General features: G+C 66.5%; 22 protein-coding genes and 1 pseudogene. 13 read left to right on the top strand and 10 right to left on the bottom strand.

Translation table 11 applies throughout. The features are described from left to right. Positions 1–112 precede the first annotated feature (112 nt). A pseudogene (locus L1O02_RS18285) lies at positions 113–517 on the top strand (hypothetical protein); the annotation flags it as partial. On the opposite strand, the gene L1O02_RS18280 reads toward L1O02_RS18285, so the two are convergent. Next, on the bottom strand, positions 416–997 hold the full coding sequence (locus L1O02_RS18280) for a LysE family transporter (protein ID WP_181321565.1): 582 nt from the start codon (positions 995–997) through the stop codon (positions 416–418). The pseudogene L1O02_RS18285 and the gene L1O02_RS18280 sit on opposite strands and share 102 nt — an antisense overlap. A gap of 162 nt (positions 998–1,159) precedes the next feature. On the opposite strand from L1O02_RS18280, the gene L1O02_RS18275 reads away from it, so the two are divergent. After that, on the top strand, positions 1,160–2,119 hold the full coding sequence (locus L1O02_RS18275; RefSeq protein WP_148655002.1) for a LysR substrate-binding domain-containing protein: 960 nt from the start codon (positions 1,160–1,162) through the stop codon (positions 2,117–2,119). A 2-nt stretch (positions 2,120–2,121) separates the two neighbouring features. Here L1O02_RS18275 and L1O02_RS18270 read toward each other — a convergent pair whose 3' ends face one another. After that, positions 2,122–2,616 carry a DUF1543 domain-containing protein gene (locus L1O02_RS18270; RefSeq protein ID WP_108543072.1) on the bottom strand — a complete coding sequence of 165 codons (495 nt, stop codon included), beginning with the start codon at positions 2,614–2,616 and terminating at the stop codon, positions 2,122–2,124. Between the two features lie 50 nt (positions 2,617–2,666). Then, a complete protein-coding gene (locus tag L1O02_RS18265) occupies positions 2,667–3,833 on the bottom strand; it encodes a cytochrome P450 (RefSeq protein WP_108543074.1) in 1,167 nt (388 codons plus the stop codon). Between the two features lie 81 nt (positions 3,834–3,914). On the opposite strand from L1O02_RS18265, the gene L1O02_RS18260 reads away from it, so the two are divergent. Continuing rightward, entirely contained in the window at positions 3,915–4,664 is a 750-nt protein-coding gene (locus tag L1O02_RS18260; RefSeq protein ID WP_060838831.1) for a metalloregulator ArsR/SmtB family transcription factor, read from the top strand. Positions 4,665–4,715: 51 nt separating this feature from the next. Here the strand turns inward: L1O02_RS18260 and L1O02_RS18255 are convergent, their stop codons facing one another. Continuing rightward, complete coding sequence (locus L1O02_RS18255; RefSeq protein ID WP_060838832.1) at positions 4,716–8,318, bottom strand: transporter substrate-binding domain-containing protein; 3,603 nt, start codon at positions 8,316–8,318, stop codon at positions 4,716–4,718. 339 nt (positions 8,319–8,657) lie between these two features. Here L1O02_RS18255 and L1O02_RS18250 point away from each other — a divergent pair, with 339 nt between their 5' ends. From L1O02_RS18250 to L1O02_RS18230, 5 genes are all read left to right on the top strand, one after another. After that, positions 8,658–9,869 carry an EAL domain-containing response regulator gene (locus L1O02_RS18250; RefSeq protein WP_060843300.1) on the top strand — a complete coding sequence of 404 codons (1,212 nt, stop codon included), beginning with the start codon at positions 8,658–8,660 and terminating at the stop codon, positions 9,867–9,869. A 90-nt stretch (positions 9,870–9,959) separates the two neighbouring features. After that, positions 9,960–10,460: an AAA family ATPase gene (locus L1O02_RS18245; protein WP_060838834.1), complete on the top strand. Its 501-nt coding sequence runs from the start codon at positions 9,960–9,962 to the stop codon at positions 10,458–10,460. A gap of 483 nt (positions 10,461–10,943) precedes the next feature. After that, complete coding sequence (locus L1O02_RS18240; protein WP_060843301.1) at positions 10,944–12,353, top strand: circularly permuted type 2 ATP-grasp protein; 1,410 nt, start codon at positions 10,944–10,946, stop codon at positions 12,351–12,353. Between the two features lie 3 nt (positions 12,354–12,356). Beyond that, positions 12,357–13,307, top strand: coding sequence for an alpha-E domain-containing protein (locus L1O02_RS18235; protein WP_060838836.1), 951 nt, complete (start codon positions 12,357–12,359; stop codon positions 13,305–13,307). After that, the gene (locus tag L1O02_RS18230; RefSeq protein WP_060838837.1) at positions 13,304–14,101 is read left to right on the top strand and encodes a transglutaminase family protein; all 798 of its coding nucleotides are present in this window, start codon (positions 13,304–13,306) and stop codon (positions 14,099–14,101) included. Before L1O02_RS18235 ends, L1O02_RS18230 begins: the two co-directional genes overlap by 4 nt. Before the next feature lie 14 nt (positions 14,102–14,115). Here the strand turns inward: L1O02_RS18230 and L1O02_RS18225 are convergent, their stop codons facing one another. Continuing rightward, positions 14,116–14,913 carry a helix-turn-helix transcriptional regulator gene (locus L1O02_RS18225; protein ID WP_108543080.1) on the bottom strand — a complete coding sequence of 266 codons (798 nt, stop codon included), beginning with the start codon at positions 14,911–14,913 and terminating at the stop codon, positions 14,116–14,118. Positions 14,914–15,024: 111 nt separating this feature from the next. Here L1O02_RS18225 and L1O02_RS18220 point away from each other — a divergent pair, with 111 nt between their 5' ends. Further along, positions 15,025–15,996 carry a DMT family transporter gene (locus L1O02_RS18220; RefSeq protein WP_108543082.1) on the top strand — a complete coding sequence of 324 codons (972 nt, stop codon included), beginning with the start codon at positions 15,025–15,027 and terminating at the stop codon, positions 15,994–15,996. 180 nt (positions 15,997–16,176) lie between these two features. Further along, positions 16,177–17,343, top strand: a complete 1,167-nt coding sequence (locus tag L1O02_RS18215) for a heparan-alpha-glucosaminide N-acetyltransferase domain-containing protein (protein ID WP_108543084.1) — start codon at positions 16,177–16,179, stop codon at positions 17,341–17,343. Positions 17,344–17,409: 66 nt separating this feature from the next. Here L1O02_RS18215 and L1O02_RS18210 read toward each other — a convergent pair whose 3' ends face one another. Further along, the gene (locus L1O02_RS18210) at positions 17,410–18,060 is read right to left on the bottom strand and encodes a sel1 repeat family protein (protein WP_060843303.1); all 651 of its coding nucleotides are present in this window, start codon (positions 18,058–18,060) and stop codon (positions 17,410–17,412) included. A 178-nt stretch (positions 18,061–18,238) separates the two neighbouring features. Between L1O02_RS18210 and L1O02_RS18205 the strand changes: the two genes are divergently transcribed. The 3 genes from L1O02_RS18205 to L1O02_RS18195 are packed head-to-tail and all read left to right on the top strand — an operon-like array spanning position 18,239 to position 21,060. Further along, a complete protein-coding gene (locus L1O02_RS18205) occupies positions 18,239–19,459 on the top strand; it encodes a putative DNA modification/repair radical SAM protein (protein WP_060838842.1) in 1,221 nt (406 codons plus the stop codon). Beyond that, on the top strand, positions 19,456–20,349 hold the full coding sequence (locus L1O02_RS18200) for a TIGR03915 family putative DNA repair protein (RefSeq protein WP_108543086.1): 894 nt from the start codon (positions 19,456–19,458) through the stop codon (positions 20,347–20,349). The genes L1O02_RS18205 and L1O02_RS18200 overlap by 4 nt, the downstream gene beginning before the upstream one ends. 12 nt (positions 20,350–20,361) lie before the next feature. Continuing rightward, positions 20,362–21,060, top strand: coding sequence for a hypothetical protein (locus L1O02_RS18195; RefSeq protein WP_235758443.1), 699 nt, complete (start codon positions 20,362–20,364; stop codon positions 21,058–21,060). Between the two features lie 82 nt (positions 21,061–21,142). On the opposite strand, the gene L1O02_RS18190 is transcribed toward L1O02_RS18195, so the two are convergent. The 4 genes from L1O02_RS18190 to L1O02_RS18175 all read right to left on the bottom strand — a co-directional run bounded on the left by L1O02_RS18190 (position 21,143) and on the right by L1O02_RS18175 (position 26,219). Next, positions 21,143–22,162, bottom strand: coding sequence for a branched-chain amino acid aminotransferase (locus L1O02_RS18190; RefSeq protein ID WP_015635266.1), 1,020 nt, complete (start codon positions 22,160–22,162; stop codon positions 21,143–21,145). A gap of 287 nt (positions 22,163–22,449) precedes the next feature. Further along, complete coding sequence (gene lpdA / locus L1O02_RS18185) at positions 22,450–23,841, bottom strand: dihydrolipoyl dehydrogenase (protein ID WP_108543090.1); 1,392 nt, start codon at positions 23,839–23,841, stop codon at positions 22,450–22,452. A 17-nt stretch (positions 23,842–23,858) separates the two neighbouring features. Then, entirely contained in the window at positions 23,859–25,160 is a 1,302-nt protein-coding gene (locus L1O02_RS18180) for a dihydrolipoamide acetyltransferase family protein (RefSeq protein ID WP_060843307.1), read from the bottom strand. Continuing rightward, positions 25,161–26,219: an alpha-ketoacid dehydrogenase subunit beta gene (locus tag L1O02_RS18175; RefSeq protein ID WP_047303847.1), complete on the bottom strand. Its 1,059-nt coding sequence runs from the start codon at positions 26,217–26,219 to the stop codon at positions 25,161–25,163.

Genomic DNA, 26,219 nt, shown 5'->3' with positions numbered 1-26,219 from the left:
GGGGAGTCCTGAGGGTTGATGGCACGGGGCTATGTTAATCCACGCTATCGGCTGCAGAGCAGTTTTTTCTGTGGCGTCCGCTCATTCGGCGGCTGCCGGGGGGGGGGCAACCCTGGGGATTGCTGGCGAGTCGCTGGTGCGGCTGTTGCAGCCCACCACGGTGGCCTTTGCCGAGGCCCTGACCTCGGTGCTGGCCATTGTCGCGCTGCTGGGCGGGCGCTACCGGGGCTGGGTCGGGCTCGACCCGGTGATGGGAATGATCGGCGCGCTGCTGATTGCCCGCAGGTCCCATGCGCTGATCAACTCCAGCGCGGCGGTGTTGCTCGACACCCGTGATGAACGCCTGGCCGCGGTGTCCGGGCTGGCGCACTTGCCCTTCGAACTGCGTAGCCTCCGAGGCCGCGGGCCGGGCGCCTCAGCGGTACAGTTCCAGCACCGAATACACCAGTCCCACCACGGCCACCGCCAGCAGCATCAGGCTCGACAGGCCGGTCACCTGGCGCTTGTACTTGAGTGAGAACCCCTGGCGCGCCATCAGGATATAGGCCCCCAGCACGGCAAAGTCGATCACCACCCAGACCAGCGTCAGCAGCAGCGCGCTGCGCTCGAAGGAGCGACTGACCTGGATGAACTGGGGGAAGAACGAGACAAAGAAAATGATGTCCTTGGGGTTGCTGATGCCCAGCAGGAACCCATTGGCCAGGCCGCGCCGGCCCGGGGCGGTCGGCGCTGTGGCCGCTGCAGTTTGCGGGCCTGCGGCCTCCCGCAGGCCTTGCAACGCCAGCCAGCCGATAAAGCCGCAACCCAGCAGGCTGAACCCGCTGATCAGGCGCGGATCCAGCGCCAGGCCGGTGGTCAGCATCAGCACCGCCAGCAGCGCCAGGAGCAATGAGGCGGCATGGGTGCCCAGGGCGGTGAGCAGCGCCTGGCGCGGTCCGGCGTGCAGGCTGGTGGTGACAATCAGCGCCACCACCGGTCCCGGGGTGGCCACCAGCATCAGCACGCTGAGGGCATAGGCCAACAATAACGACAGGTTAAGATCCACGGTGCAGGCCTCCTGCTCAATTCGAGAGCGCGCAGCTTGGCGCCTTTGCCCGGCGTTGAAAAACGCAAAAAGCTGTGAGCTACTATGATTTTTTATCATCATGAGTGCCTGTCGATGGTCGAGCCCCTGCCGCCGCTCTACGCCTTGCGTGCCTTTGAAGTGGCCGCCCGTTCCTGCTCCTTCACCCGTGCCGCCGAGGCGCTGTCCCTGACCCAGAGCGCCATCAGCCGGCATATCCGTACCCTGGAAAGCCAGTTCGGTTGCCGTCTGTTCCAGCGCCACGGCCCGCGGCTGCAGCTCACCGAGGCCGGGGAGCGCCTGGCCCGGGAGCTCAAGGTCGGTTTCCGGATCATCGAGGATGCCTGCCTGCCGCTGCGGGCCAGTCGCGGCCAGTTGCGTCTCAAGGCGCCCTCGACCCTGACCATGCGCTGGCTGCTGCGGGTTCTGCAGACGCTCAAGGGCGAGCAGCCGGAGCTGGCGGTGCAACTGGCCAGTGTGTGGATGGATTTCGATCACGTGGACTTCTACGCCGAGCCCTACGACTGCGCGATTCTGCTGGGCAACGGCCACTTCGGCGACGGGGTCGAGGCCTGCAAGCTGTTCGATGAGTGGTTGATTCCCATCGGCCCGCCGCAGGCTGCGGACGGCGCGCCCTGGCCCCTTGAGCGGCTCAGGGACGCGGAACTGATCCACCCGTCGGCGGACCGCCGCGACTGGCGCCGCTGGCTGCAGGCCCAGGCGCTTGAGGAGCGGGCACTGCTGGAGCCGCTGCGGCTGGAGCGCGGCACGGTCTTCGACACCCTGGACCAGGCGATCAGCGCCGCCATGGCCGGGCACGGTCTGTCGATCGGTGACCTGCACCTGGTGGCGCAGGACATACGCGGCGGGCGGATCAGCCTGCCGTTCCCCAGCGCGGTGGCGTCAGGAGACGGCTACTACCTGGTGTGGCTGCGCGACAGCCCGAGCCAGGAGCGCATTGCCCGGTTGCGCACATTCCTGCTGAGCCAGGTCACGGATATCAGCGATCTAGGCGTGCACTACCGGGCCCCGGGCAGCGCTGACCGGCCGGCATGACGTCAGTTGAGGATGATGTAGTCGTTGCGTTGTTCGATGCCCTGGTGCGGCCCTGGCACCAGGTGCACATAGCGCCCTTGCAGCAGGTCGATCGGCAGGCAGTCGTCGACGTCGAGCAGGGCGTCGGTGTGGGATTTGTGCCAGTGGGCCAGCATCTGCCGCTTGCCCTTGGCCTTGGCTTCGGTCTTGTCTCTGGCCACCACCAGCAGGTAGCGGTGGGCCTCGCCGAAGGTTGCCGCCTCGTAGCCGCCCAGGTTGAGGAAGTACAGGCGCGGCGCGCCCGGCCCGGGGGCCAGGGGGCTGAACTCGACCTTGTATTCATCGACGCCGTCGACCTGCATCCACGAATCGATATGCAGGCCCGCCGGGCTGCCGAACCAGGCCTCGCGCAGTTGCGCGTAGGCCGACTCAAGGCGGTCGGCGACCACGAATTGGACGTCGTGGACTTCGATTGTCGCTTTGGGGTGCTTGCCCCCGAGCATCACCACAAACAGCATGATCCTTCCTTTTTCCAATAGCGGCGTCGGCAGAGGGGGCACTTTTTACCTCAAGCGTCCGCTTGCTGCCAGTCCCTTGGCCGGCTGCCCGGTGCGTCGCTGAACTGGGGCAGGCGGCCATTGACCGAGGCCCGGTACTGCCACTGCAGGGCCAGCGCGTCCAGGCCCGGTGGTTGCAGCAGGGTGCGCAGCAGGCTGTGGACGATGTTCAAGGCCAGGTCCCGCCCCGGGCAGCGGTGGGCGCCGGCGCCGAAGCTGAAGCCTTGCTGCGCCGGATCGCTGCCGGTGATCGCGCACAGGGCCGGGTCGTGGTTGGCCGCGGCCAGCAGCACCAGCACGCTATCCCCGGCTTGCAGGTCGACACCGAGCAGGGTGCAAGGCTCGGCCACGAAGCGGCGGGTGTTCTGCACCGGCGGGTCCAGGCGCTGCAGTTGCAGCAGCCAGTCCTGCAACTGCCGGGGGTCGTGCTGCAGGCGCCGGGCCAGGGCCGGGTCCGCCAGCAAGGCCAGCAGGCTGTTGCCGAGCAGCCCGGCGCAGGCGTCGTGGGTTTGCGCCAGCAGGCCCACCAGGTTGGCCTGCAGGTCCTCGGGGGCCAGCCCGTTGCTGCGCTCAAGGATCGTTCTCAGCAGCGGGCCGGGTTGCGGGTTGTCGAGCACGGCCTGCATCTGTCGGAGCAAGGCTTGCGCCGCCGAGTCGGCGGCCTGCAACTGTGGTTCCGTGCTCAGGGGCGAGAAGCAGGCGACGAACTCGCCGGTGCGTCGGGCCAGTTCTTCGCATTGCGCGGCGGGCACCCCCAGCAGGGCTGCCAGCAGGGCCACCGGCAGGCACCACTGCCAGCGTTGCAGGTCGGCGGCGCACTGCGGGGCGCGAAGGGCCGGGCGCCATTGGGCCAGCCAGGGCATCAGGTCGATCCCGCCCAGTGCCTGCAGCCCAGGGGCCATGGCCTGTCGCGGACAGCCGTGGCGCGGGCCGTCGTTCATGCGCATCAGGCGGGCAAACACTTGCCCGGCGGGCCGTCCGGCGATGGCCCGGGGCACCGGCTCCTGCAGCGGTCGGACCCGGCAGGCCGGGTGGTTGAGCACCGCGGCGACCGCCGCGGCACTGCTGGCCACCCACAGTCCGAGGGCCGAATCGTAGGTCAGGCCGCCCCGGGCACGCAGGCGGGCGTAGTAAAAGTCGTAGGGGTCGAAATGGGTAGCGGCGCTGATCGGGTCCATGATTTTTCTCTTTGTTGGGCAGATATCCAGGTTGCTACTATCCTCTGCCTTTCGAAGACACGATTCGTCATGGAGCGAAATATGAATGTAGTGCAGAACGACCTTGGGCTATCCAACGTGGCGGCGGCCATCGCCGAGCCGGCCCGGACCCGGATGCTCTGTGCCCTGATGGACGGCCACGCCCGCACCAGCACCGAACTGGCGGCAATCGCCCAGGTCAGTACCTCCACCGCCAGCGCCCACCTGGCCAAGCTCAAGGACGCCGGTTTGCTTCGGGTGCAGGTCCAGGGGCGGCACCGATACTACGACCTGGGCGATCCCCTGGTGGCCCAGGCCCTGGAGGCGCTGATGGTGATCGGCCAGGGCAGCACCTTCACCCCACGCACCCCGGACCGCCTGCAGTTCGCCCGCACCTGCTACGACCACCTGGCGGGCACCCTGGGGGTGCAGCTGCACGACCGGATGCTCGAAGCCGGCTGGTTGCTGGCGGCCGGGGAGGGCGAGGAGTACCAGGTCAGCGACAGCGGCGTTGAGTTCTTCCGCGGCCTGGGCATCGAGGTGGCCGAGCTTCGCGCCCTGCGTCGGCGCGTTGCCTGCTCGTGCCTGGACTGGAGCATGCGCCGTCCGCACCTGGGGGGCGCCCTGGGCGCTGCCGTGCTGCGGGTATTGCTGGAGCGCAAATGGCTGATCCGCGACCTGGACAGCCGTGCCCTGACCCTGACCGGCACCGGCGGACGCTACATCAGCAAGCGTTTTGGCATGCCGCTGATCCAGCCGTCGCGGCCACTGTCGGCCTCGGCCAGCCGGGAGCTGCAGCAACTGGGGGGCTGAGCCCCATGAGGATGCGGCGGCCGGGGCTCGCCCGGGCGCCGCATGGGCCGTTCAATCGGGTTCCAGGGCCTCCAGCAGGTCGCCGTCGAGCCCGAGCATGGCCTGCTCCAAGCGCGTCAAGGCCGCCTTGATCTGATCGGCATTGGCGCCTTCGCGGCAGGCCTTTTCCAGGTATTCGCATTCATCGATCAGGGCCTGGGCCTTGATGATCCGCGCCGCGCCATGGATGCGGTGGGCCAGATCGGCCACCCCCTTGCTGTCGGAACCGGCGAGCTGTTCGCGGATCTGTTTCAGGTCCTGCCGGTTGCTCTGCTGCAGGCCCTTGAGCACTCGCTGGATGGAGGCGGGGTTGCCGCCGGTGAGGTGGTCCAGTTGCTGGATGTCGAAACGCTGGCTGGTGCTTTTCAGCTGGGTGCGCGGCAGGGCCTGCAACTGGCGCAGGCGCCGATCCAGTTCGGGCAGGGCGATGGGCTTGAAGATGCAGCCGTTCATGCCGGCGTCCAGGCAGCGTTGCTGTTCTTCGGGTTGGACATTGGCGGTGAATCCGAAGATCTGCACCGGCGGCCGTCCCTGGATCTGCTCGGCAAGGCGAATCTGCCGGGTCAGGTCGTAGCCGTTCATCACCGGCATGTTGCAGTCGGTGATCACCACATCGAAGGTTTCCCGCAGCCACAGCTTGTAGGCGTCGGCGCCGTTTTGCGCCTGGCTCAGGCTGTAGTCGAGAAAGCGCAGTTGTTCGCAGAGCAGTTGGCGGTTGGCCTGGCTGTCGTCCACCACCAGGATGTGCAGCGCGGCCCTGGCGGCCAGCGGCTGGGTGTCCGGCGTCAGCGGCGGCGGGGTATCCGGCAGCGGCTCGAGTCGGCTCAACTGCAGCTGGACCCGGGCCAGGGTGCCGACCCCGGGCTGGCTTTGCAGGCTCAACTGGCCGCCCATCATCTCGCACAGGGTGCGGCAGATCACCAGCCCCAGGCCGGTGCCCGAACGGGCGTTCTGATGCTGTCCGGGCACCTGGCTGAAGGGCTGGAACAGCAGTTGCTGGTCCTCGGGTTCGATGCCGATGCCGGTGTCCCGGACCGTCAGCAGCAGGGGCAGGGTCTGCGGGTCGTCGCGCTCGGCCTGCAGGCGGATCTGCACGGTGCCGCGCTCGGTGAACTTGATGGCGTTGCTCACCAGGTTCGAGAGGATCTGCTTGAAGCGCAGCGGGTCGACCAGCACGTCGCCGCTGGCGCCGCCGTCCAGGTCCAGTTCCAGGCGCAGGCCCTTCTGTCGGGCCAGGCCATCGAAGACCCGGAACACCGATTCCACCAGGTCCCGCAGATTGGCCCGCTCGGGGCTCAGGCTCAGGCGCCCGCTTTCGATCCGGGCGATGTCCAGGATGTCGCCGATCAGTTCCAGCAGGCCCAGGGCCGAACTGTAGGCCACCTCGATCGAAGGGCGGTCGAGCTGCCCCTGGTCGGCGCGCTTGAGGGCCAGTTCGAGCATGCCGATCACCGCGCTCATGGGGGTGCGGATCTCGTGGCTCATGGTGGCCAGGAAGGTGGTCTTGGCCCGGTTGGCCTTGTCGGCGTCGTTCTTGGCCTGGGTCAGTTCACTCAACAGTTGCTGGCGTTCGCTGATGTCCAGCCAGCCGCCGATGATGCCGAGGATTTCGCCCTGGGCATCGCGGTAGGGCAGCATCCAGTGGTAGATCTGCATCTGCTGGCCGCGGATGTGCACCGTGCGGTCGATCAGCAGCGGCGGGCCGCCATCGAGGATGCTCTGGAAGTCGGTGGCGAACAGCCCGGCTTCGGGCACCGCCAGCTGTTCGAGGTTGCTGCCCAGCACGCTCTGGCGATCGGTGCCCATGGTCTTGAGGTAGCTGTCGTTGCAGATCACCAGGCGCCGTTCACGGTCGCGCACGTAGATCGGGTTGGGCGTGCCGTTGATCAGCGCGTCCATGAAGCGCAACTGGTCGTTGAGGGCATGCTCGGCCCGTTCGCGCTGGCTGACCTGGCGGCGCATGGCGTAGCCCCAGGCCAGGGCAATCAGCAGCAGCACGATCGACGCGGCGCCGGCCAGGTAGAGGGTCGAGCGATAGTCGCGCCAGGAAGGGGGCGCGACGGCCGCCTTGGAGCGCCAGCGATTGTTGAGCTCGGTGATGGCGTCCGGAGAAATGCTGCGCAGGGACTTGTCGATGATGCTGAACAGTTCCGGCTGGTCGCGGCGCACCGCAAGGGACTCGTTGAGCAGGGGCAGGTTGAGGGCCGAGCGGACCTTGAGCTGGTCTTCCCTGATTCGCGGCAGGTTGAAGCTGACGGCGATTTCCGCCTGCACGGCGGCGTCGGCCTTGTGGTCCCGAAGCAGGGACAGGGCTTCGAAGTTGGTCTGCACTTCCTTGATGCGGATCTGTGGGTAGCGCTGGCGCAGCAGGGCCACCAGGGCGTGACCGCTGCCGATCAGCAGGGTCTTGCCGGCCATGTCTTCCAGGCTTTTCGGCGCGTCGGCGGCGTCGCGGGTGATCAGCATGTAGGGCCCGACCAGGTAGGGGCGGGAGAATCGCAGGTAGGTTTCGCGCTCGGGGTTGCGGGCCCGATCGGCGACCATCTGCACCCGGCCCTCGCGCACGGCGTCGTTGAGGTCCTTGAAGCTGGGCAGCGTGGTGATTTCGAAGGTCAGCCCGGTCTTGGCCTCCAGCATCGCCAGCAGGTCGGCGGTAATCCCCAGGTAATTGCCGTCGGCGTCGAAGTAGGACATCGGCGGCAGGTAGCGGTGGATGCCGATGCGCACCACCGGGTTCTTTTCGATCCAGCGCTGTTCCTCGGGGGTGAGGCTGGTTTTTTCCATGCTCAGCAGCAGGCGGTCGCCCCAGCGATTGCGGATGCTGATGTCCTGCTCCCTGTGGATCGCGCGCAGGGCAGCGTCGAGCAAATGCTGCAGTTGCCGGTTGTCCGGGTTCACCGCGAAGGCGAAGCCGGAGATGCTGGCCGGGCCGCTGTAGATGATCCGCAGGTAGTCGCTGTAGTTGCGCGAGATCAGGAACTGCGCCGAGACGGCATCGCTGAGCAGCACGTCGGCATCGCCGAAGGCCACGGCGGCCATGGCCGCATCCGCAGTGCCATAGGTTTCGATCCGCGCCTGGGGGTACATCGCCTGGGCCGAGGGCAGGCTGATGGTGTCCTGGGAGATGGCCAGGCGGCGTCCCTGCAAGCCGCCCTTGAGCGACGGCGAGTCGCCTTGGCGGGCGACCAGGGTCGGGCGATTGACCAGATAGCTCTGGCTGAGCAGCAGTTGCCGTTGCCGCGCCTCGTCCTGGGTGACGCTGCCCATCAAGTCGATCTCGCCCCTGGCCAGGGCATTGAACACCTGCTCGCGGGTTTCATAGGCGCGGATGCTGATCTTCACCCCCAGAGCGTCGGCCAGCAGGCCGATGTAGTCGGCGGTAACGCCTTCGTACTCCTTGGCTTCGTTGACCATTTCCAAAGGCGGCAGGTTTTGCTGTGCGGTGCCCAGCACCAGTTCGCGCTTGTTGCGCAGCCATTGCCAGTCATCGCTGGTCAGGGACAGTTGGTGGTGATGGGGGGATTCATAATTGAGCAACTGCAAAAGGGGCGTGGTGTCGCTCATGGCCGGCAGGCATGTCAGCGCCATCAGCATGGGCAGGATAAAACGAAGCATCGGGGCTCCTGATCGAGGAACGGCACAAGGGTGGATCGAAGAGGGAAGCGGCAGGCTGCGTCATCAGCCGGACAACAGCTGAGCGCCAATGCTGGACGTAAATATAGATCAAGGAACGGCGGCAAACGCGGCTATTTTCCCGGGTTGCGCAGGCTCGGGCAAGCGCGCTGATACGGGCGGACCGAAGGTCTGGTCGGCGCCTTGACCGGCTTGCGGTTAGCGATACGCTTGTTGCTATCCGTACGTTTCCCGTGGGCAGGCCGCCGGGTGGCCTGAATGGTGCCGGCGGCCGCACCATCGGCAGCACCCCGGTCGTCGCCGCTGAGCCTGGAGCCGCGCTTGAATACCCTGAAGATATTGGTTCTGGAAGATCATCCAGTGCAGCAGTTGCTGGTCCTGGAGCAGTTGCAGCGCCTGGGGGTGGTGGCTCCCCTGGCGGCGTCCGACGGAACCGGTGCCCTGGAGCTGTTGCGCGCACGCGGCGCGGCGGACATCGTTCTCTGCGACCTGCAGATGGCGGGCATGGACGGCCTGGAATTCCTGCGCCGGGCCAGCGCGGAACAATTGGTGCGGGCGGTGATTCTCTACAGCCTGATCGAACCCGACCTGCGGCGCGCGGTGTTGCAGATGATCAGCCTGCAGGGGCTGATCGTGCTGGGTGATGTGGGCAAGCCGGCGGAACTGGCGGCCCTGCAGGCGATGCTCGAACTCTATCAACAGCGCCACCAGTCACCGCTGCCCGCGCCGCCGCCCCGGCACTTCGAGCCGGTGAATCGCGAAGAGCTGCTCCGGGGCGTGGAGCAGGGGCAGTTCGTGTCCTACTACCAGCCCAAGTTCGATCTGCAACAGGCCACCTGCAGTGGTGCCGAGGTGCTGGTGCGCTGGCTTCATCCGCAGCGCGGCGTGCTGGCGCCGGCGGCGTTTCTCGCTGAACTGGAGGCCGAAGGCCTGCTGGACCGGGTGTTTCATCAGCAGCTCGACCAGAGCATGGCGTTGCAGCGCCGGCTGCTGGATCAGGGAGAGGAGCTGGAGCTGGCGTTCAACCTGATGCCCCGGCAACTGGCCAGCAGCGACATTGTCGGGCATATCCGCCAGGCCATCGAACGGCACCAGGTGCCGCCGCATTTGCTGAGCTTTGAAATCACCGAGGTCGGCCTGGTGCAGGCTCCGGCCATCAGCCTGGAGAACCTGGTGCGTCTGCGCATGATGAAGTGCAACCTGGCCATCGACGACTTCGGCGCCGGCTATTCCTCCTTGCAGCGCCTGTGCGAGCTGCCGTTCAACCAGATCAAGCTCGACGCGCATTTCGTCCGCGAACTGGTGCGTCAGCCGCGCTGCCGTGCGGTGGTGGGGGCGTCCCTGGCGTTGGCCAGCAGCCTGGAGATGTGCCTGGTGGTGGAAGGGGTGGAAACCCAGCTCGAACGGCGCCTGCTGCTGGAAATGGGCTGCCTGCTGGGCCAGGGCTACTGGTATGCCCGGCCGATGGCGCAAGCCCAGTTGCTGGCCTGGCCGCGCAGGGCGCCGGTGTCGGTGTCGCAACAGACGCCCTGAGGCTGCCGGCTGGCGCCTGTGGAAACGGCGCTGGACGCGGACGGCCTTTGTGTCGAAGCTGTGGGTCCCTTGATTCAGGCAGGTGCTTGCATGCTTATCGTCTTCAGCGGCTTGCCGGGCTCCGGCAAGACCACCATCGCCCGTACCCTGGTGCCGCACCTGGGCGCCACCTACCTGCGCATCGACAGCATCGAGCAGGGCCTGCGCGACGCCGGCCTGCCCGAGGTGGGCAAGGGCGGCTACCAGATCGCCCTGCAACTGGCCGAGGCCAATCTGGCCCTGGGCAACCGCGTGCTGGCGGACTGCGTCAATCCGCTGGCCGAAAGCCGTCAAGCCTGGCGTCGGCTGGCGGACAGGCTGGGCGTCGAGCTGCTGGACATCGAGGTGTTCTGCAGCGATCCGCTGGAGCATCGCCGGCGGGTCGAAACCCGGCAGCTGGATGTGCCGGGCCTGCAAGCGCCCGACTGGCAGTCGGTGCAGAGCCACGAGTATCAGGCCTGGGCTTCGCCGCCCCTGCGCCTGGACAGCTCGCGGCTGTCGCCGGAGCAGGCGGTGGCGGTGATTCTGGCCAAGGTGGCAGCGCGCTCCTGAGGCCCGGCTGCGCCGTGCCGATTTTTGTCTGTGAACCTCATTGGTGCAGCTACAGTCATTGCTCAGGGGGCGCTACTGGCCGCTGTGAGCAGCACTGGGTGAAAAACTCCCGATAACGGGGCAAAAAATTCCGCTGTCGGGCTTTCTGCACCGATTCTGCCCGCATCCGTCACCCCTGGTGCCGCCCGATCGGTCTTGAACAGGTTCAAGGCCGGCCTGCTCAGGGCGGACAAGTCACTTTTATGAAATTAAATGTCGCATTGAGTGCATTTATGGCCTGGGGCGGCGCTTTGCCCGCCGTTTGCGCATTTGCGGCATAGCGATTGCTACCGCTGTCTTACCAGGGCGGCAAGGGCCGCCCCGCACAGCACTCAGGAGGTGTTTTCACGGTCAGGGAGCGCTGCTCCCTGCCAGGGCAAAGCCGGGTTAGGTACACACAGGGTTCAGATAAGAAGCCGTTTGCATCACGGCAAGGAGTTGGCTATGTCCCGCGCTTTTTTCGATGAAATGTACGCTGCCAGCGGCACGTGTCGACCCCATTACGCAGCGTTCGCCCGTTGGCTGGCGGACACCCCCCTGGAGCTTCTGGACCAGCGGCGGCGCGAAGCCGATCTGCTGTTCCATCGCGCCGGCATCACGTTCACCCTGTACGGCGACGAGCAGGGCACCGAGCGCCTGATTCCCTTCGACATCATTCCCCGCAGCATCAAGGCCAGCGAGTGGCGCACCGTGGAACGCGGCTGCGTGCAGCGGGTCCAGGCGCTGAACCTGTTCCTGGCCGATATCTATCAGGGCCAGCGGATCATCAAGGAGGGCATCATTCCCGCCGAACAGGTGCTGGCCAACGAGGGCTATCAGGTGGCCATGCAGGGCCTGAACCTGCACCGCGGCATCTACGCCCATATCGCCGGGGTGGACCTGGTGCGCGACGGCGACGGCAGCTACTACGTGCTGGAAGACAACCTGCGCACCCCCAGCGGCGTGAGCTACATGCTCGAAGACCGCAAGATGATGATGCGCCTGTTTCCCGAGCTGTTCGCCGCCCAGCGCATCGCGCCCATCGACCATTACCCCAACCTGCTGCTCGAAACCCTGAAAAGCGCCAGCCCCCTGGACAATCCCACGGTGGTGGTGCTGACCCCGGGACGCTTCAACAGCGCCTATTTCGAACATGCGTTCCTGGCCCGGGAGATGGGCGTGGAACTGGTGGAAGGGGCCGACCTGTTCGTGCGTGACGACCGGGTGTTCATGCGCACCACGGCCGGGGCCCAGGCGGTGGATGTGATCTATCGCCGGCTGGACGACGCCTTTCTCGATCCGCTGTCGTTCAACCCCGACTCCATGCTCGGCGTGCCCGGGCTGATCGCCGCCTACCGCTGCGGCAATGTGGTGCTGGCCAACGCCGTGGGCACCGGGGTCGCCGACGACAAATCGATCTACCCCTACGTGGACGAGATGATCCGCTTCTACCTGAGCGAGGAGCCGATCCTCAAGAACGTGCCCACCTGGCAGTGCCGCAACCCCGCCGAACTGTCCCATGTGCTGGCCAACCTGCCGGATCTGGTGGTCAAGGAAACCCAGGGTTCCGGCGGCTACGGCATGCTCGTGGGCCCGGCGGCCACCGCGGCCCAGATCGAGGAATTCCGCACCCGGCTCAAGGCCCGTCCCGAGGCCTACATCGCCCAGCCGACCCTGTCGCTGTCCACCTGTCCGACCTTCGTCGAAAACGGCATCGCGCCGCGGCACATCGACCTGCGGCCGTTCGTCCTGTCCGGCCGGGAAACCCGCCTGGTGCCCGGCGGCCTGACCCGCGTCGCCCTGCGCGAGGGCTCGCTGGTGGTGAACTCGTCCCAGGGCGGCGGCACCAAAGACACCTGGGTAGTGGAGGACTGAACCATGCTCTCAAGAACCGCTGCGGACCTGTACTGGATGTCCCGCTACCTGGAGCGTGCCGAGAACCTGGCGCGCATGCTCGAAGTCAGTTACTCGCTGTCGCTGATGCCCCAGGCTGGGCGTGGCGACGGCCATGCCGAACTGTCCATGTCGCTGCTCGCCGCCGGCACCCTGGACGACTACAACCAGCGCTACGGTGAACTCAACAGCGAGCGCATGCTGCACTTCTTTGCCCTCGACGAAACCAACCCCGGCAGCATCTACTGCTGCCTGCGGGCGGCGCGCAGCAATGCTCACGCGGTGCGCGGGCGGATCACCGCCGACATGTGGGAGAACATGAACGCCACCTGGCTGGAGATGCGCAACATCGCCGCCAACGGCCTGGGGCGCTACGGCATCAGCCAGTTCTGTGACTGGGTCAAGGAGCGTTCGCACCTGTTCCGCGGCGCCACTGCCGGCACCATCATGCGCAACGATGCCTACCGTTTCATTCGCCTTGGGACCTTCATCGAGCGCGCCGACAACACCCTGCGCCTGCTGGATGCGCGCTACGAAATGTTCGGCGAGGAGTCCGAGGAGGTCAGCGACGATTCGGCCCGGGGCTACTACCAGTGGAGCGCCTTGCTCCGCGCCCTGTCGTCGTTCGAGGCGTTCAACGAGATCTACCGCAATGCCCCGGGGGCCGAGCAGGTGTCCGAGATGTTGCTGCTGCGCGCCGATGTGCCGCGCTCCCTGCTGGCCTGTGTCGAGGAGCTGGACCAGCTCCTGGCCACCTTGCCGGGGGACAACGGCCGCCCGGCCCAGCGCCTGGCCGCCGAACTCAATGCGCGCCTGCGCTACACCGGGATCGACGAGATTCTCGACTCCGGCCTGCACCAGTGGCTGACCGATTGCATCGGGCAGATCCGTCACCTGGGGCAGACCGTGCACGAATCCTATCTGGAGGTGGTATGAAACTGTCCATTCGCCACGACACGACCTACAGCTACGCCGACGAAGTCTGCACCAGCATCCAGTTCCTGCGCCTGACGCCCCAGGACAGCCAGCGCCAGCAGGTCCTGCAGTGGCAGCTGGAACTGCCACGCCGGGTCCGCGCCCAGCGCGATCCCTACGGCAACATCCTGCACGTCATGACCCTCGACGAGCCCCACGGGGCGATCATCCTCACCGCCTTCGGCGAAGTGCAGATCGACGAGAGTCGCGAGGTGGAAGGCGACAGCCAGTCGCCGCTGCCGTTCCTGCGCACAAGCCACTTGAGCGCGGCCGACGCGGCCCTCTGCGACTTTGCCCGGCAGCACTGCGGCGCAGGCCGCGACCGCGCCGCGCTGACCGAGCTGATGCACGCCCTGGCCGAGCACATGCCTTACCGTCCCGGCGCCACCGGGGTCGGCAGTACCGCCGCCCAGGCCTTTGCCGGCGGCGCCGGGGTCTGCCAGGACCATACCCACGCGTTCCTGGCCTGCGCCCGCAGCCTGGGGATTCCCGCGCGCTATGTGTCCGGCTACCTGTGCACCGAGGACGCCAGCCATCTGGCCAGTCATGCCTGGGCCGAAGCCTGGCTCGACGACGGCTGGTACAGCTTCGACGTGACCAACCGCCTGACCCGCCCCGAGCGCCACCTGAAACTGGCGGTGGGCCTGGATTACCTGGATGCCTGCCCGGTGCGCGGCATGCGCCGCGGCGGCGGGGCGGAACAGATGCACGCGCAGGTGCAGGTCAGTTCCATGGTGCAGGTCCAGCATCAATAGGCGGCTGTCCGGGGTCAGTCGCGGCCCATGCACTGGCGACGGTATTCGTCCGGGGTGGTGCCCATCATGCGCCGGAACATGCTGATGAAGGCCGAGGCGCTGCTGTAGCCCAGGTCCAGGCCGATGCTTTCCACGGTCTGGCCCTGTTCCAGCAGGGCCAGGGCCTGCACCACCTTGAGCCGCTGGCGCCACTCGATCAGCGACATGCCCAGCTCGCGCTGGCTGCGGCGCATCAGCGTGCGTTCGCTGGTGTTGGCGGCGTGGGCCAGTTGCGGCAATGAGCGCGGGTCGCCGGGGTTGGCCTTGAGGGTACGCAGCACCGGTCCCAGCAACGGGTCGTCGGAAGAGGGCAGGTAGCTGCCGGCGCAGGAGGCGTGCCCCAGCTTGTCCACCAGCACTTGCAGCAGGCGCTGTTGTTCGGCGCTCTGGGGCAGCCCCGGCGGCGCCTGGCGCAGGTCGTCGAGCAAGGCCAGGACCAGCGGGCTGAGGCTCAGGGCGCAGTGTCGGGCGGGCAGGGCGGTGCACAGCTCGGGCGCCAGGTACAGCGAGCAGTGGCAGGCCTCGTGGCGGTTGAAGCCCATGTGCTCGACATTCGGTGGCAGCCAGATGCCGTACTGCGGCGGCGCCAGGTAATGGTGGTCGCCCAGCTCGATTTCCATCACCCCGCTGTAGGCATAGACGAACTCGCCCCAGGGGTGGCGGTGGCGCGGGTAGGTGGCATGGGCCGGCAGGTTGGCCGCACGAAAGAAGATCGGCGCCGGCAGGGCTTCGCTGAACGGCGGCAGGTGCAGTTGTTGCGCAGCTTTGTTCACGGCGGGCACCGGTTGGCGGATAAGTGTTATGAGCTGGCGGAATAGAACTATATCTAGGAAAACTGTCAGGCGGACAATCCTTCATCACTTTTGCTCGATGAAGGATTCGCCATGGCCACTCGCCAACCCCTGGACGCCACCGCCGCTGGCCTGATGCTCGGCCTGTGCGCGATCTGGGGCCTGCAGCAGGTGGCGCTCAAGGCCACCGCCGCGGACATCGCGCCGATCCTGCAGATCGCCCTGCGCTCCGGCGGCGCCGCGTTGCTGGTGGGCCTGCTGATGCGCTGGCGCGGCGAACGCCTGGGGCTGGGCGATGGTCACTGGCGCCCGGGCCTGCTGGTGGGCGGGCTGTTTGCCCTGGAGTTTCTTCTGGTGGGCGAGGGCCTGCGTCACACCACGGCCTCGCACATGGCGATCTTCCTCTACACCGCGCCGATCTTCGCCGCCCTCGGGCTGCACTGGCTGATGCCTTCCGAGCGCCTCAAGCCCGCGCAATGGCTGGGTATTGGCGTGGCCTTTGGCGGCATCGTCGTGGCCTTCAGCGGTCCATCCCCGGCCGGCCACGGCGGCGGCAGCCATGTGCTGCTGGGGGATTTTCTCGGGGTGCTCGGCGGGGTTGCCTGGGGCGCCACCACGGTGGTGGTGCGCTGTTCGCGGCTGGCCTCCAGCCCCACCACCCGGACCCTGCAATATCAGCTGCTGGGGGCTTTTGTCTGGCTCGGCCTGGCGGCGTTGCTGTTCGGCCAGACCAGTATCCGTTTCACCCCGCTGGTGATCGCCAGCCTGGGGTTCCAGGTGCTGGTGGTGTCGTTTGCCAGCTTCCTGATCTGGTTCACCCTGTTGCGTCGCTACCAGGCCTCGCGGCTCGGGGTGCTGTCGTTCATGACCCCGCTGTTCGGCATCGGCTTCGGCGTCTGGCTGCTGCATGAACCCCTGGAGGCCAACTTCATCGTTGGCGCGCTGCTGGTGCTGGCGGGCATCGTCACGGTCAGCGGCTACGAGTGGCTGCGCCAGCGGCTCAAGCGCAACCCCCAGGTCGCTGCCGCGCCGGCGAGCCTGCCCGGGAGCGGGCCACGCGCCTGAGGCTAGGCCCACTGGCCGCGGCTGGCGTCGGCTCGCCCGCGGTCTTGAGCGTGTCGTGCCCGCAGCAGCGGTTGCGGACAAGGTTTCGGATCAATCGTTGATGTTATAAAGTAACGGCCGATTGTCCCGCTTAGCCAAGCTGACGCCCACTCTCTGAACCTGACGCTGCGATCCCTCCCTATGACTTCTTCAGCCCATCCTCCCGTGCGCCTCGGCGCGCGCTTGTTGAGCATCGACGCGCTGCGCGGCCTGGTGATGCTGTTCATGCTCCTGGACCACGTCCGCGAAACCTTCTTCCTGCACCGGCAGGTCAGCGATCCCATGGACGTGGCCACCACCGAGCCCGGGCTGTTTTTCAGCCGCACCCTGGCGCACCTGTGTGCGCCGGTCTTCGTGCTGCTGACCGGGCTCTCGGCCAGCCTGTTCGCCCACAAGCACGGCAATCGGGCCGAGGCCAGTGCCTTCCTGTTCAAGCGCGGCTTGTTCCTGGTGCTGCTGGAACTGACCCTGGTGAACTTCGCCTGGACCGGGCAGGTGCCGCCGAGCGTGATCTACCTGCAGGTGATCTGGGTCATCGGCCTGAGCATGCTGGCGCTGTCGGCGCTGCTGTGGTTGCCGCGCGCGGTGCTGCTGGTACTGAGCCTGTTGCTGATCGGCGGGCACAACCTGCTCGATGGCGTGCATTTCGCCGCGGGCGAGGCGCTGCACGTGCCTTGGGCGATCCTGCACGACCGGGGCTGGATCGAGTTCGGCGATGCCTTGCGCGTGCGCACCTCCTATCCGCTGTTGCCGTGGATCGGCGTGATTGGCCTGGGCTATGGGCTGGGGCCGTGGTTTGCCGCCGAGGCCGATAGCGCGCGGCGTCAGCGGCGGTTGCTGCTGGGCGGGCTGGCGGCGCTGGCGGGGTTTGTCCTGCTGCGCCTGCTCAATGGTTATGGCGAGCGGCCCTGGGGCAGTGGCGACAGCGGCCTGCAAACGCTGATGAGCTTTTTCAACATCACCAAGTACCCACCGTCGCTGCTGTTCATCGCCCTGACCCTGGGTGTGGGGTTGCTGGTGCTGCGCGCCCTGGAGCGCTGCCAGGCACGCCGCTGGGTCGCGCTGCTCGGGGTGTTTGGCGGCGCGCCGATGTTCTTCTACCTGCTGCACCTGTATGTGCTCAAGGGCCTGTACCTGCTGGCCGTGGCGCTGCTGGGGCGCAACCAGGGGGCCTACTTCGGCTTCGACTCGCTGGGCTGGCTGTGGCTGATCACGCCGCTGTTGGCGGTGCTGCTCTACCCGCCGGTGCGGGCCTTTGCCCGGCTCAAGGCACGGCGTCGCGACCTGGGGTGGCTGAAGTACTTTTGAGGGAGGGTTCGCCGGCACGCGTTGCGCAGCAGCCGGCTGGCCGGCGAAAGCATCCCCCGAACGCTGTCAGGGCCGCGCCGCGCGAATGGCCTCGCGGATTTCTTCCTGCAACTGGCGAGCGCCGCTGCAGGCCGGGTCGGCGGGGCCGTACTTGCAGGATTTATCCAGCACCTTCAGCGCCAGGTCGGCGTCGGGCGCTACGCCGATGCCCCGGCTCAGGTGGAAGCCGTACATGGTGCAGGCCCAGGGATCATTCAGCTCACAGGCCTTGTTGAAAGTCTGCACCGCACAGTGCCGGGTGGCCTGGTTGTCGGCGTCGGCGGTGAGCATGCCGGCGGCGCGGTTGGTACACCCGGAAACCAGCCCCAGGCTGCAGGCGCGCTGGTACAGCGGTTCATAGCCTGCGGCGGGGCCTTTGGCCTGTTGCAGGGTGGTGGCCAGCCAGTAGCAATCGTTGCCGTCGCCGGCTTCGCAGCGCTGCAGGCAGGCGCCCAGCTGCTCCGGGGTTTCGCAGCGGTTGGCCTGCGTGGCCCGTGTCGCGGTCCTGGCCGGCATGTTGTCGCTGGGGCATTGCCTGGCCTGGGCTTGCCAGTCTTGCCGGGCCTGGACCTTGGCGGAAATCCCCTCGACCAGGGCCGGGTCCCCTGGCGCGGCGCTGGCCGCGAAGGTCGACAGCCATACGGCGCCAAGCAGGCAGAAACGATAGAAACGGTGCATGGACGGGGTCCTTTCCAAAGGGAGGGGGAGGCGGGGGCGTATCTTAGGGGCTTTCTGCCCTGGTTGCTGGTGGCCGGCGGGCTGTGCCGAGATTTTTTTCGACGTCTACCTGCCAAGTCCCTTGTGGGCCCGGGGTTGTACTCTGTACTGTATATAAAAACAGTATCAGGGCCTTGCCATGCAATTGATCGACAAGCTGAGCATCCTCGCCGACGCCGCCAAGTACGACGCTTCCTGCGCCAGCAGCGGCGCGCCCAAGCGCAGCTCGGAAGGCCGAAGCGGGTTGGGCTCGAGCAATGGCATGGGCATCTGCCACAGCTACACGCCGGACGGGCGTTGCGTCTCGCTGCTCAAGGTGCTGCTGACCAACTTCTGCCTGTATGACTGCCAGTACTGCGTCAACCGCCGCTCCAGCGATGTGCCCCGGGCACGCTTCAGCCCCGAGGAAGTGGTGCGCCTGACCCTGGATTTCTACCGGCGCAATTGCGTCAGCGGGCTGTTCCTCAGCTCCGGCATCATCCGCTCGGCGGACTACACCATGGAGCAACTGGTGCGGGTGGCCCGGCTGCTGCGCGAGGAGCACGAGTTTCGCGGCTATATCCACCTCAAGACCATCCCCGACGCCGACCCGCTGCTGATCGAGCAAGCCGGGCGCTATGCCGACCGCCTCAGCGTCAATGTCGAATTGCCCACCGACCAGGGCCTCAAGGCCCTGGCCCCGGAAAAACACCTGGGTTCGATCAAGCAGGCCATGGGCACCATCTATACCGGCGAGCAGACCGTGCTCAACGAACCCCGGGCGCCGCGTTTCGCCCCCGCCGGGCAGAGCACCCAGATGATCGTCGGTGCCGACGACACCGATGACAGCACCATCCTCCACAGCGCCGAGTCGCTGTACGGCAACTTCCGCCTGCGCCGGGTCTATTACTCGGCGTTCAGCCCGATTCCCGACAGCCCGAAAAGCGTGCCCCTGGCCGCGCCGCCGCTGATGCGCGAGCACCGCCTGTACCAGGCCGACTTCCTGCTGCGCGGCTATGGCTTCAGCGCCAACGAACTCTTCAAGGGACCGGGGCACCTGGCCCTGGATATCGACCCCAAGCTGGCCTGGGCCCTGGACAACCGCAGCCTGTTTCCCCTGGACCTGAACCGCGCCGAACCGGCGCTGATATCGCGTATTCCGGGGATCGGCCTGCGCACCACCCAGCGCCTGGTGGAACTGCGCCGCGAGCGGCGCATCCGCTTCGAGGACCTGGCGCGCATGCGCTGCGTGCTGAGCAAGGCCAAGCCGTTCTTCATCACCAGCGACTATCACCCGCAGCAGGCGGAAACCAGCAGCGCGCTGCTCTATCAGCAACTGCGGGACCGGCCGCAACCACAGCAGATGGGGCTCTGGGGATGATCAGCCTGGATTGCGACGACCTGTTCGACACCTGGCGCCAGCAGGCACGCTGGCTGCTCAGCCACTCCATCGACCCGAGCCGGGTCAGCTGGGCCGGGACCCGGGAGGCCGACCTGTTCGCCAGCGACGAGAGTTGCCCCGAACAGCCGGGGCCCTTTCGCGCGCGCATTCCCCAGGCCCTGCTGGAGCTGTTGCAGCGAGCCGCCTGCTACCGCGGCGAGCAGCGCTGGAGCCTGCTCTACGAGGTGCTGTGGCGGGTCAGCCATGGCGACCGCACGGCCATGCTCAGCGGCGATCAACTGGGCAGCGAGTTGCAGCGGCGGATCAAGCAGGTGGACCGCGAGGCCCATCACCTGCATGCCTTCGTGCGATTTGTCCGGCTGCCCGAGGGCCGCTCGCGCCTGGCCGAGCAACCCGAATACGTGGCCTGGCACGAGCCGGCCCACGACATCCTGGCCCACGCCAGCCGGCACTTCATCGGGCGCATGGGGCGCCACCGCTGGATGATTGCCACGCCCCGGGACGGGGTGTACTTCGACGGCGAGCAACTGCACCACCAGCGCCAGTGCCCCCGTGGCTGGCAGCAACTGGCCCAGGCCGGCGACGACCCCGGCAGCGAGCTGTGGCTGGCCTATTACAGCCACATCTTCAACCCGGCGCGGCTCAACCCCAAGGTCATGCAGGGGCATTTGCCGACCCGGTTCTGGAAGCACCTGCCGGAGGGGCCGCTGATTCCGGCGCTGATCAGCGAAGCGCGCCACGGCAAGCAGCGCGACGGCCAGGCCAGCCAGGTGGCAGCGCGGCCAGGCAAGCGGATCGGTCAGGTGCGCAGTGATAGCGCTGGGCAGACGCCAGGGCCTTCCCTGACAATGCGCGGCTTTGAACAATGAGGCAGGCAGTCAATGGATGACGGTGTGGATGACGGCAAGGGCATTACCGAGGAGTTCTGGTCGAAGGCAGTGACTAACGACGCCAAGATGATGTGGCGGGTGGGCAGCCGCGGCGTGACCTTCCTGGCGGCGCTGCTGCTGCCCAAGACCGGGTTCAAGGTCGTGGACATCGCGGTTGGAGTGCTGACCATGCTGATCCCCTTGCTGGTGATCGAGACCCAGAGGGCCTATTCGAAGTTTTCCCCCGGGTTCCTGGCCTGGGTGGTTCGCATCAGTGTCTTTGCCAGTGGTGTGGCCATGGCCAGCCTGGGGTTGGTGATTTACGCCTGGGTAGTTGGGCCTGTGGTATCGGGGGTCGGCCTCGCCTTTTTTCAACAGGCAGTCAGTCTTGGCGGGTACGGGAACAAAGGGGTTGAGTTCGTTGTGTTCTGGTGTATCGCGATAGTCACTGCGATGGGGGTGATACACGCGGTGATCAAGCAGTTTCGCGAGCTGAAGATTTTCGAACTTGTTTATCACCTGCCACGCAATCGAATGGAGTGGCTCATGCAGGGCCGACCGCTGCGAGCCAGCAACTGGCCGATGTTCGTCTGGTTCGAACTCTTTGTGCTGATCACGAGTTTTCTCTACACCTTGATGGCGTCCCGGGCTGCACTGCTGGTGGTGGATGGAACGCAACAGGTGCTGATGTCGTTCGGTATCAGCCTCTGAGGGGGGAGCCCCAGCAGGCTCCAGGCATGAAAAAGCCCGCCCCTGGCAAGCAGGGGCGGGCTGGGGTGCAGCAGGGGACGAATCAGACCTTGACGATCCAGCCCGCTGGCGCTTCAACGTCGCCGGTCTGCACGCCGGTCAGCTCTTTGTAGAGCTTCTGGGTGATCGGGCCGACGTCTTTTTCGCTGTAGAACACGTGCAGCTTGTCCTGGTACTGGATGCCGCCGATCGGCGTGATCACCGCGGCGGTGCCGCAGGCGCCGGCTTCCTTGAAGTCCGAGAGCTTGTCGATGAACACGTCGCCTTCGACCACTTCCAGGCCCAGGCGGGTCTTGGCCAGCTCGATCAGCGACAGGCGGGTGATACCCGGCAGCACCGACGGCGAGTTGGGGGTGACGAATTTGTCATCGTGGGTGATGCCGAAGAAGTTCGCCGAACCGACTTCCTCGATCTTGCTGTGGGTCAGCGGGTCGAGGTAGATGCAGTCGGCGAAGCTGGCTTTCTTGGCCTGGGAGCCGGGCATCAGGCTGGCGGCGTAGTTGCCACCGACCTTGGCCGCGCCGGTGCCTTGCGGGGCCGCGCGGTCGTAGCTGGAGATCAGGAAGTTGTGCGGAGTCAGGCCGCCCTTGAAGTAGGCGCCGACCGGGATGGCGAAGATCGAGAAGATGAACTCGGGCGCGGTGCGCACGCCGATGTTGTCACCCACGCCGATCACGAACGGACGCAGGTACAGCGCGCCGCCGGTGCCGTACGGCGGAATGAAGCGCTCGTTGGCCTTGACCACGGCCTTGCAGGCTTCGATGAACTGTTCGGTGGACACCTGCGGCATCAGCAGGCGGGCGCAGCTGCGCTGCATGCGCGCGGCGTTCTGGTCGGGACGGAACAGGTTGATCGAGCCGTCCTTGCAGCGGTAGGCCTTGAGGCCTTCGAAGCATTGCTGACCGTAGTGCAGGGCGGTGGAGCCCTCGCTGATGTGCAGCACGTTGTCTTCGGTCAGGGTGCCTGCGTCCCACTCGCCGTTACGCCAGTGCGACAGATAGCGCTTGTCTGTCTTGATGTAGTCAAAACCCAGCTTGTCCCAATTGATGCTTTCGTTACCCATGACACCCTCTATCGCTTAACAACCGTCGGAACGGCTCAAGGCTTCTGACGTTTTTTTGGATGGGCACAACAATACTGCATTCCGGGGGCGCACCGCATCCCGGACGATGGGAGGGTGCGCAAAAAACTTGGCCTGCTCATGAAGCTTCCTCCATAACAGCCCCATACCCCCTGTAGGAGCGAGCTTGCTCGCGAAGGTCCCGGCGCGAACGCTTGGCTATCCCCGCCAGCTCTTTCGCGAGCAAGCTCGCTCCTACCTGGGCGCTGTCCTGTGTGCCCCTTGAATGGTTACAGGTGCAGGGCGTGGCCCAAGGCCCGCAGCGCCGCTTCCTGGACCGCTTCACCCAGGGTCGGGTGGGCGTGGATGGTGCCGCCGATGTCTTCCAGGCGCGCGCCCATTTCCAGGGATTGGCCAAACGCCGTGGACAATTCGGACACCCCGACCCCCACCGCCTGCCAGCCGACAATCAGGTGATTGTCACTTCGGGCCACCACCCGCACGAAACCGCTTTTGGCTTCCAGGGTCATGGCCCGGCCATTGGCCGCGAACGGGAAGCTGCTGACGATGCAATCCAGCCCGGCAGCGCGGGCCTCGTCCGGAGTCTTGCCCACCACCACCAGTTCCGGGTCGGTGAAACACACCGCCGGGATCGCCGCCGGGTTGAACTCGCGGTGCTTGCCGGCGATCAGCTCGGCGACCATCTCGCCCTGGGCCATGGCCCGGTGCGCGAGCATGGGTTCGCCGCTGAGGTCACCGATGGCCCAGACGTTGCGCATGCTGGTCTGGCAGCGGTGGTCGATCTTGATCGCCGCGCCGTTCATGTCCAGGTTCAGGCTTTCCAGGTTCCAGCCCTGGGTGTTGGGTTTGCGACCCACCGCCACTAGTACCTGGTCGGTGGCCAGGTTCAGGGTGTCGCCGTTGGGCTCGCGCACCTGCAGGCTGCTGCTGGCGGCATCGAAGCCCAGCACGCTGTGCTTGAGGTAGAGCTTGATCCCCAACTGCTTCACCGACTCCAGCACCGGCTGGGTCAACTCGGCGTCGTAGGCCGGCAGGATGCGCTCCTGGGCCTCGACCACGCTGACCTCGACCCCGAGCTTGCGATAGGCGATGCCCAGCTCCAGGCCGATGTAGCCGCCGCCGACCACGGTCAGGCGCTTGGGCAGGGTCTTGGGCGCCAGGGCCTCGGTGGAGGAGATGATCGGCCCGCCGATGGGCAGCATCGGCAGGTTGACGCTCTTCGAACCGGTGGCTAGCAACAGGTGCTCGCAGTGGATGCGAGTCTCGGCGCCTTCGATCTCCACGGTCTTGCCGTCGATGACCCTGGCCCAGCCGTGAATCACCTGGACCTTGTTTTTCTTCAGCAGCGCGGCGACCCCGGTGGTCAGGCGGTCGACGATGCCGTCCTTCCATTCCACGCTCTTGCCGATGTTCAGGGTTGGCGCCGCCACTTCGATGCCCAGGGCCGAGCCCTGGCTGTGGTGGCGGGTCTGGTGGAACTGCTCGGCCACATGAATCAGCGCCTTGGACGGGATGCAGCCGATGTTCAGGCAGGTGCCGCCCAGGGCCTGGCCTTCCACCAGGATGGTGGAAATGCCCAGCTGGCCGGCACGGATCGCCGCCACGTAACCGCCAGGCCCGCCGCCGATGATCAGCAGTTGGGTGTTGAGAGTCTGTTGCATGCCTGCTCCTCTGAAAGTCAGTCCACAAACAGCGTGGCGGGTTGTTCGAGCAGGCCGCGAATGGCCTGGATGAATTGCGCAGCGTCCATGCCGTCGACCACCCGGTGATCGAAGGAGCTGGAAAGGTTCATCATCTTGCGGATCACGATCTGGCCCTTGATCACCATCGGCCGCTCGACGATGCGGTTGACCCCGACAATCGCCACTTCCGGCAGGTTCAGCACCGGGGTGCTGACGATCCCGCCCAGGGCGCCGAGGCTGGTGAGGGTGATGGTGGAGCCGGACAGTTCATCCCGGGCCGCCTTGCCGCTGCGGGCCGCCTTGGCCAGGCGCGAGATTTCCTCGGCGTTGCCCCACAGGCTGCGGGCTTCGGCGTGACGTACCACCGGCACCATCAGGCCGACGTCGCTCTGGGTGGCGACCCCGACATGCACCGCGCCGTGGCGGGTGATGACCTGGGCTTCATCGTCGTAGCGCGCGTTGATCTGCGGGAAGTCGCGCAGGGCGACGACCATGGCCCGTACCAGGAACGGCAGTAGGGTCAGCTTGCCGCGGCTGGCGCCGTGTTTTTCATTGAGGTGGATGCGCAGCTCTTCCAGGGCGGTGACGTCCACTTCCTCGACATAGCTGAAGTGCGCGGCGCGGTGCTTGGATTCCTGCATGCGCTGGGCGATCTTGCGGCGCATGCCGATCACCTGGATCTGCTCTTCGTCGTGGCGTTCGGCATAGCCGGCGCCTGGGGCCGAATAGCCCTTGAGCGGCTGGCTGTCCTGGGCCAGGTAGGCCTCCAGGTCTTCGTGCAGGATGCGCCCGGCTGGGCCGCTGCCTTGGACCAGGCGTAGCTGGATGCCCAGGTCCAGGGCGTGCTTGCGCACCGCGGGCGAGGCCAGGGGGCGTTCGTCGGCCTGGCGCGCCACCGGCGCCTGGGGCGCAGGGCGGCAGGCGGCTGTTTGGCTGACGACGGCTTGTTCCGCCTTGGGGGCTTCGGCCACTGGCGCGGCAGCCGGCTTATTAATAGCGGCCGGCGCTTGTTGCACCGGCGCGGCGGCCTGGGCGGATTCCTTGAGGTTGCCCGCGCCTTCGACTTCGATGCTGATGAGGATGCTGCCCACCGCCATCACTTCACCGGGTTCGCCCCCCAGGGAAATGACCGTGCCGTGCACCGGGGAGGGGATGTCCACCATGGCCTTGTCGGTCATCACGTCCGCCAGGACCTGATCTTCCACCACCTGGTCGCCGACTTTTACGTGCCATTGCGCCAGTTCCACTTCCGCGATGCCTTCGCCGATGTCCGGCATCTTGATAACGTGCGTGCCCATTCAGACCTCCATGACCCGTTGCAGTGCCGCGCCCACTCGGGACGGCCCTGGGAAATATGCCCACTCCTGCGCGTGGGGATACGGCGTATCCCAACCGGTGACGCGCTCGATCGGGGCTTCCAGGTGGTGGAAGCAGTGTTCCTGCACCAGCGACACCAGCTCGGCGCCGAAGCCGCAGGTACGGGTGGCTTCGTGCACCACCACGCAACGGCCGGTCTTTTTCACCGACTTGACGATGGTGTCCAGGTCCAGGGGCCACAGGCTGCGCAGGTCGATGACCTCGGCGTCAATGCCGGTTTCCTCGGCCGCCACTTGCGACACATAGACGGTGGTGCCGTAGGTGAGGACGGTGACGTCCTTGCCCGGACGGGCGATGGCCGCCACGTCCAGCGGCACCTTGTAGTAGCCGTCCGGCACCTGGGCCGCCGGGTGTTTCGACCACGGCGTTACCGGGCGGTCGTGGTGGCCATCGAACGGGCCGTTGTACAGGCGCTTGGGTTCGAGAAAGATCACCGGGTCATCGTTTTCGATGGAGGCGATCAGCAGGCCCTTGGCGTCGTAGGGGTTGGAGGGCATCACGGTGCGCAGGCCGCAGACCTGGGTGAACATCGCCTCGATGCTCTGGCTGTGGGTCTGGCCGCCATAGATGCCGCCGCCGCAGGGCATGCGCAGGGTCATCGGCGCGGTGAACTGGCCGGCGGAGCGATAGCGCAGGCGCGCGGCTTCGGAAATGATCTGGTCCGAGGCGGGGTAGACGTAGTCGGCGAACTGGATTTCCGCCACCGGACGCAGGCCGTAGGCGCCCATGCCGATGGCCGCGCCGACGATGCCGCTTTCCGAGATCGGTGCGTCGAACACCCGCGAGGTGCCGTACTTGGCCTGCAGGCCCTCGGTGCAGCGGAACACGCCGCCGAAGTAGCCGACGTCCTGGCCGAACACCACCACGTTGTCGTCACGCTCGAGCATCACATCCATGGCCGAGCGCAGGGCCTGGATCATGGTCATGGTGGTGGTGGTCATGGCGGTTTCCAGCTGGATATTGTTGTTGTGATCGTTCAT

Origin of the sequence: Pseudomonas sp. BC42, assembly GCF_021560055.1 — a bacterium.
Taxonomy (GTDB): domain Bacteria; phylum Pseudomonadota; class Gammaproteobacteria; order Pseudomonadales; family Pseudomonadaceae; genus Aquipseudomonas.
Note: the sequence above shows the minus strand (reverse complement) of the source record. Positions and strands in the feature narration are given on the sequence as shown.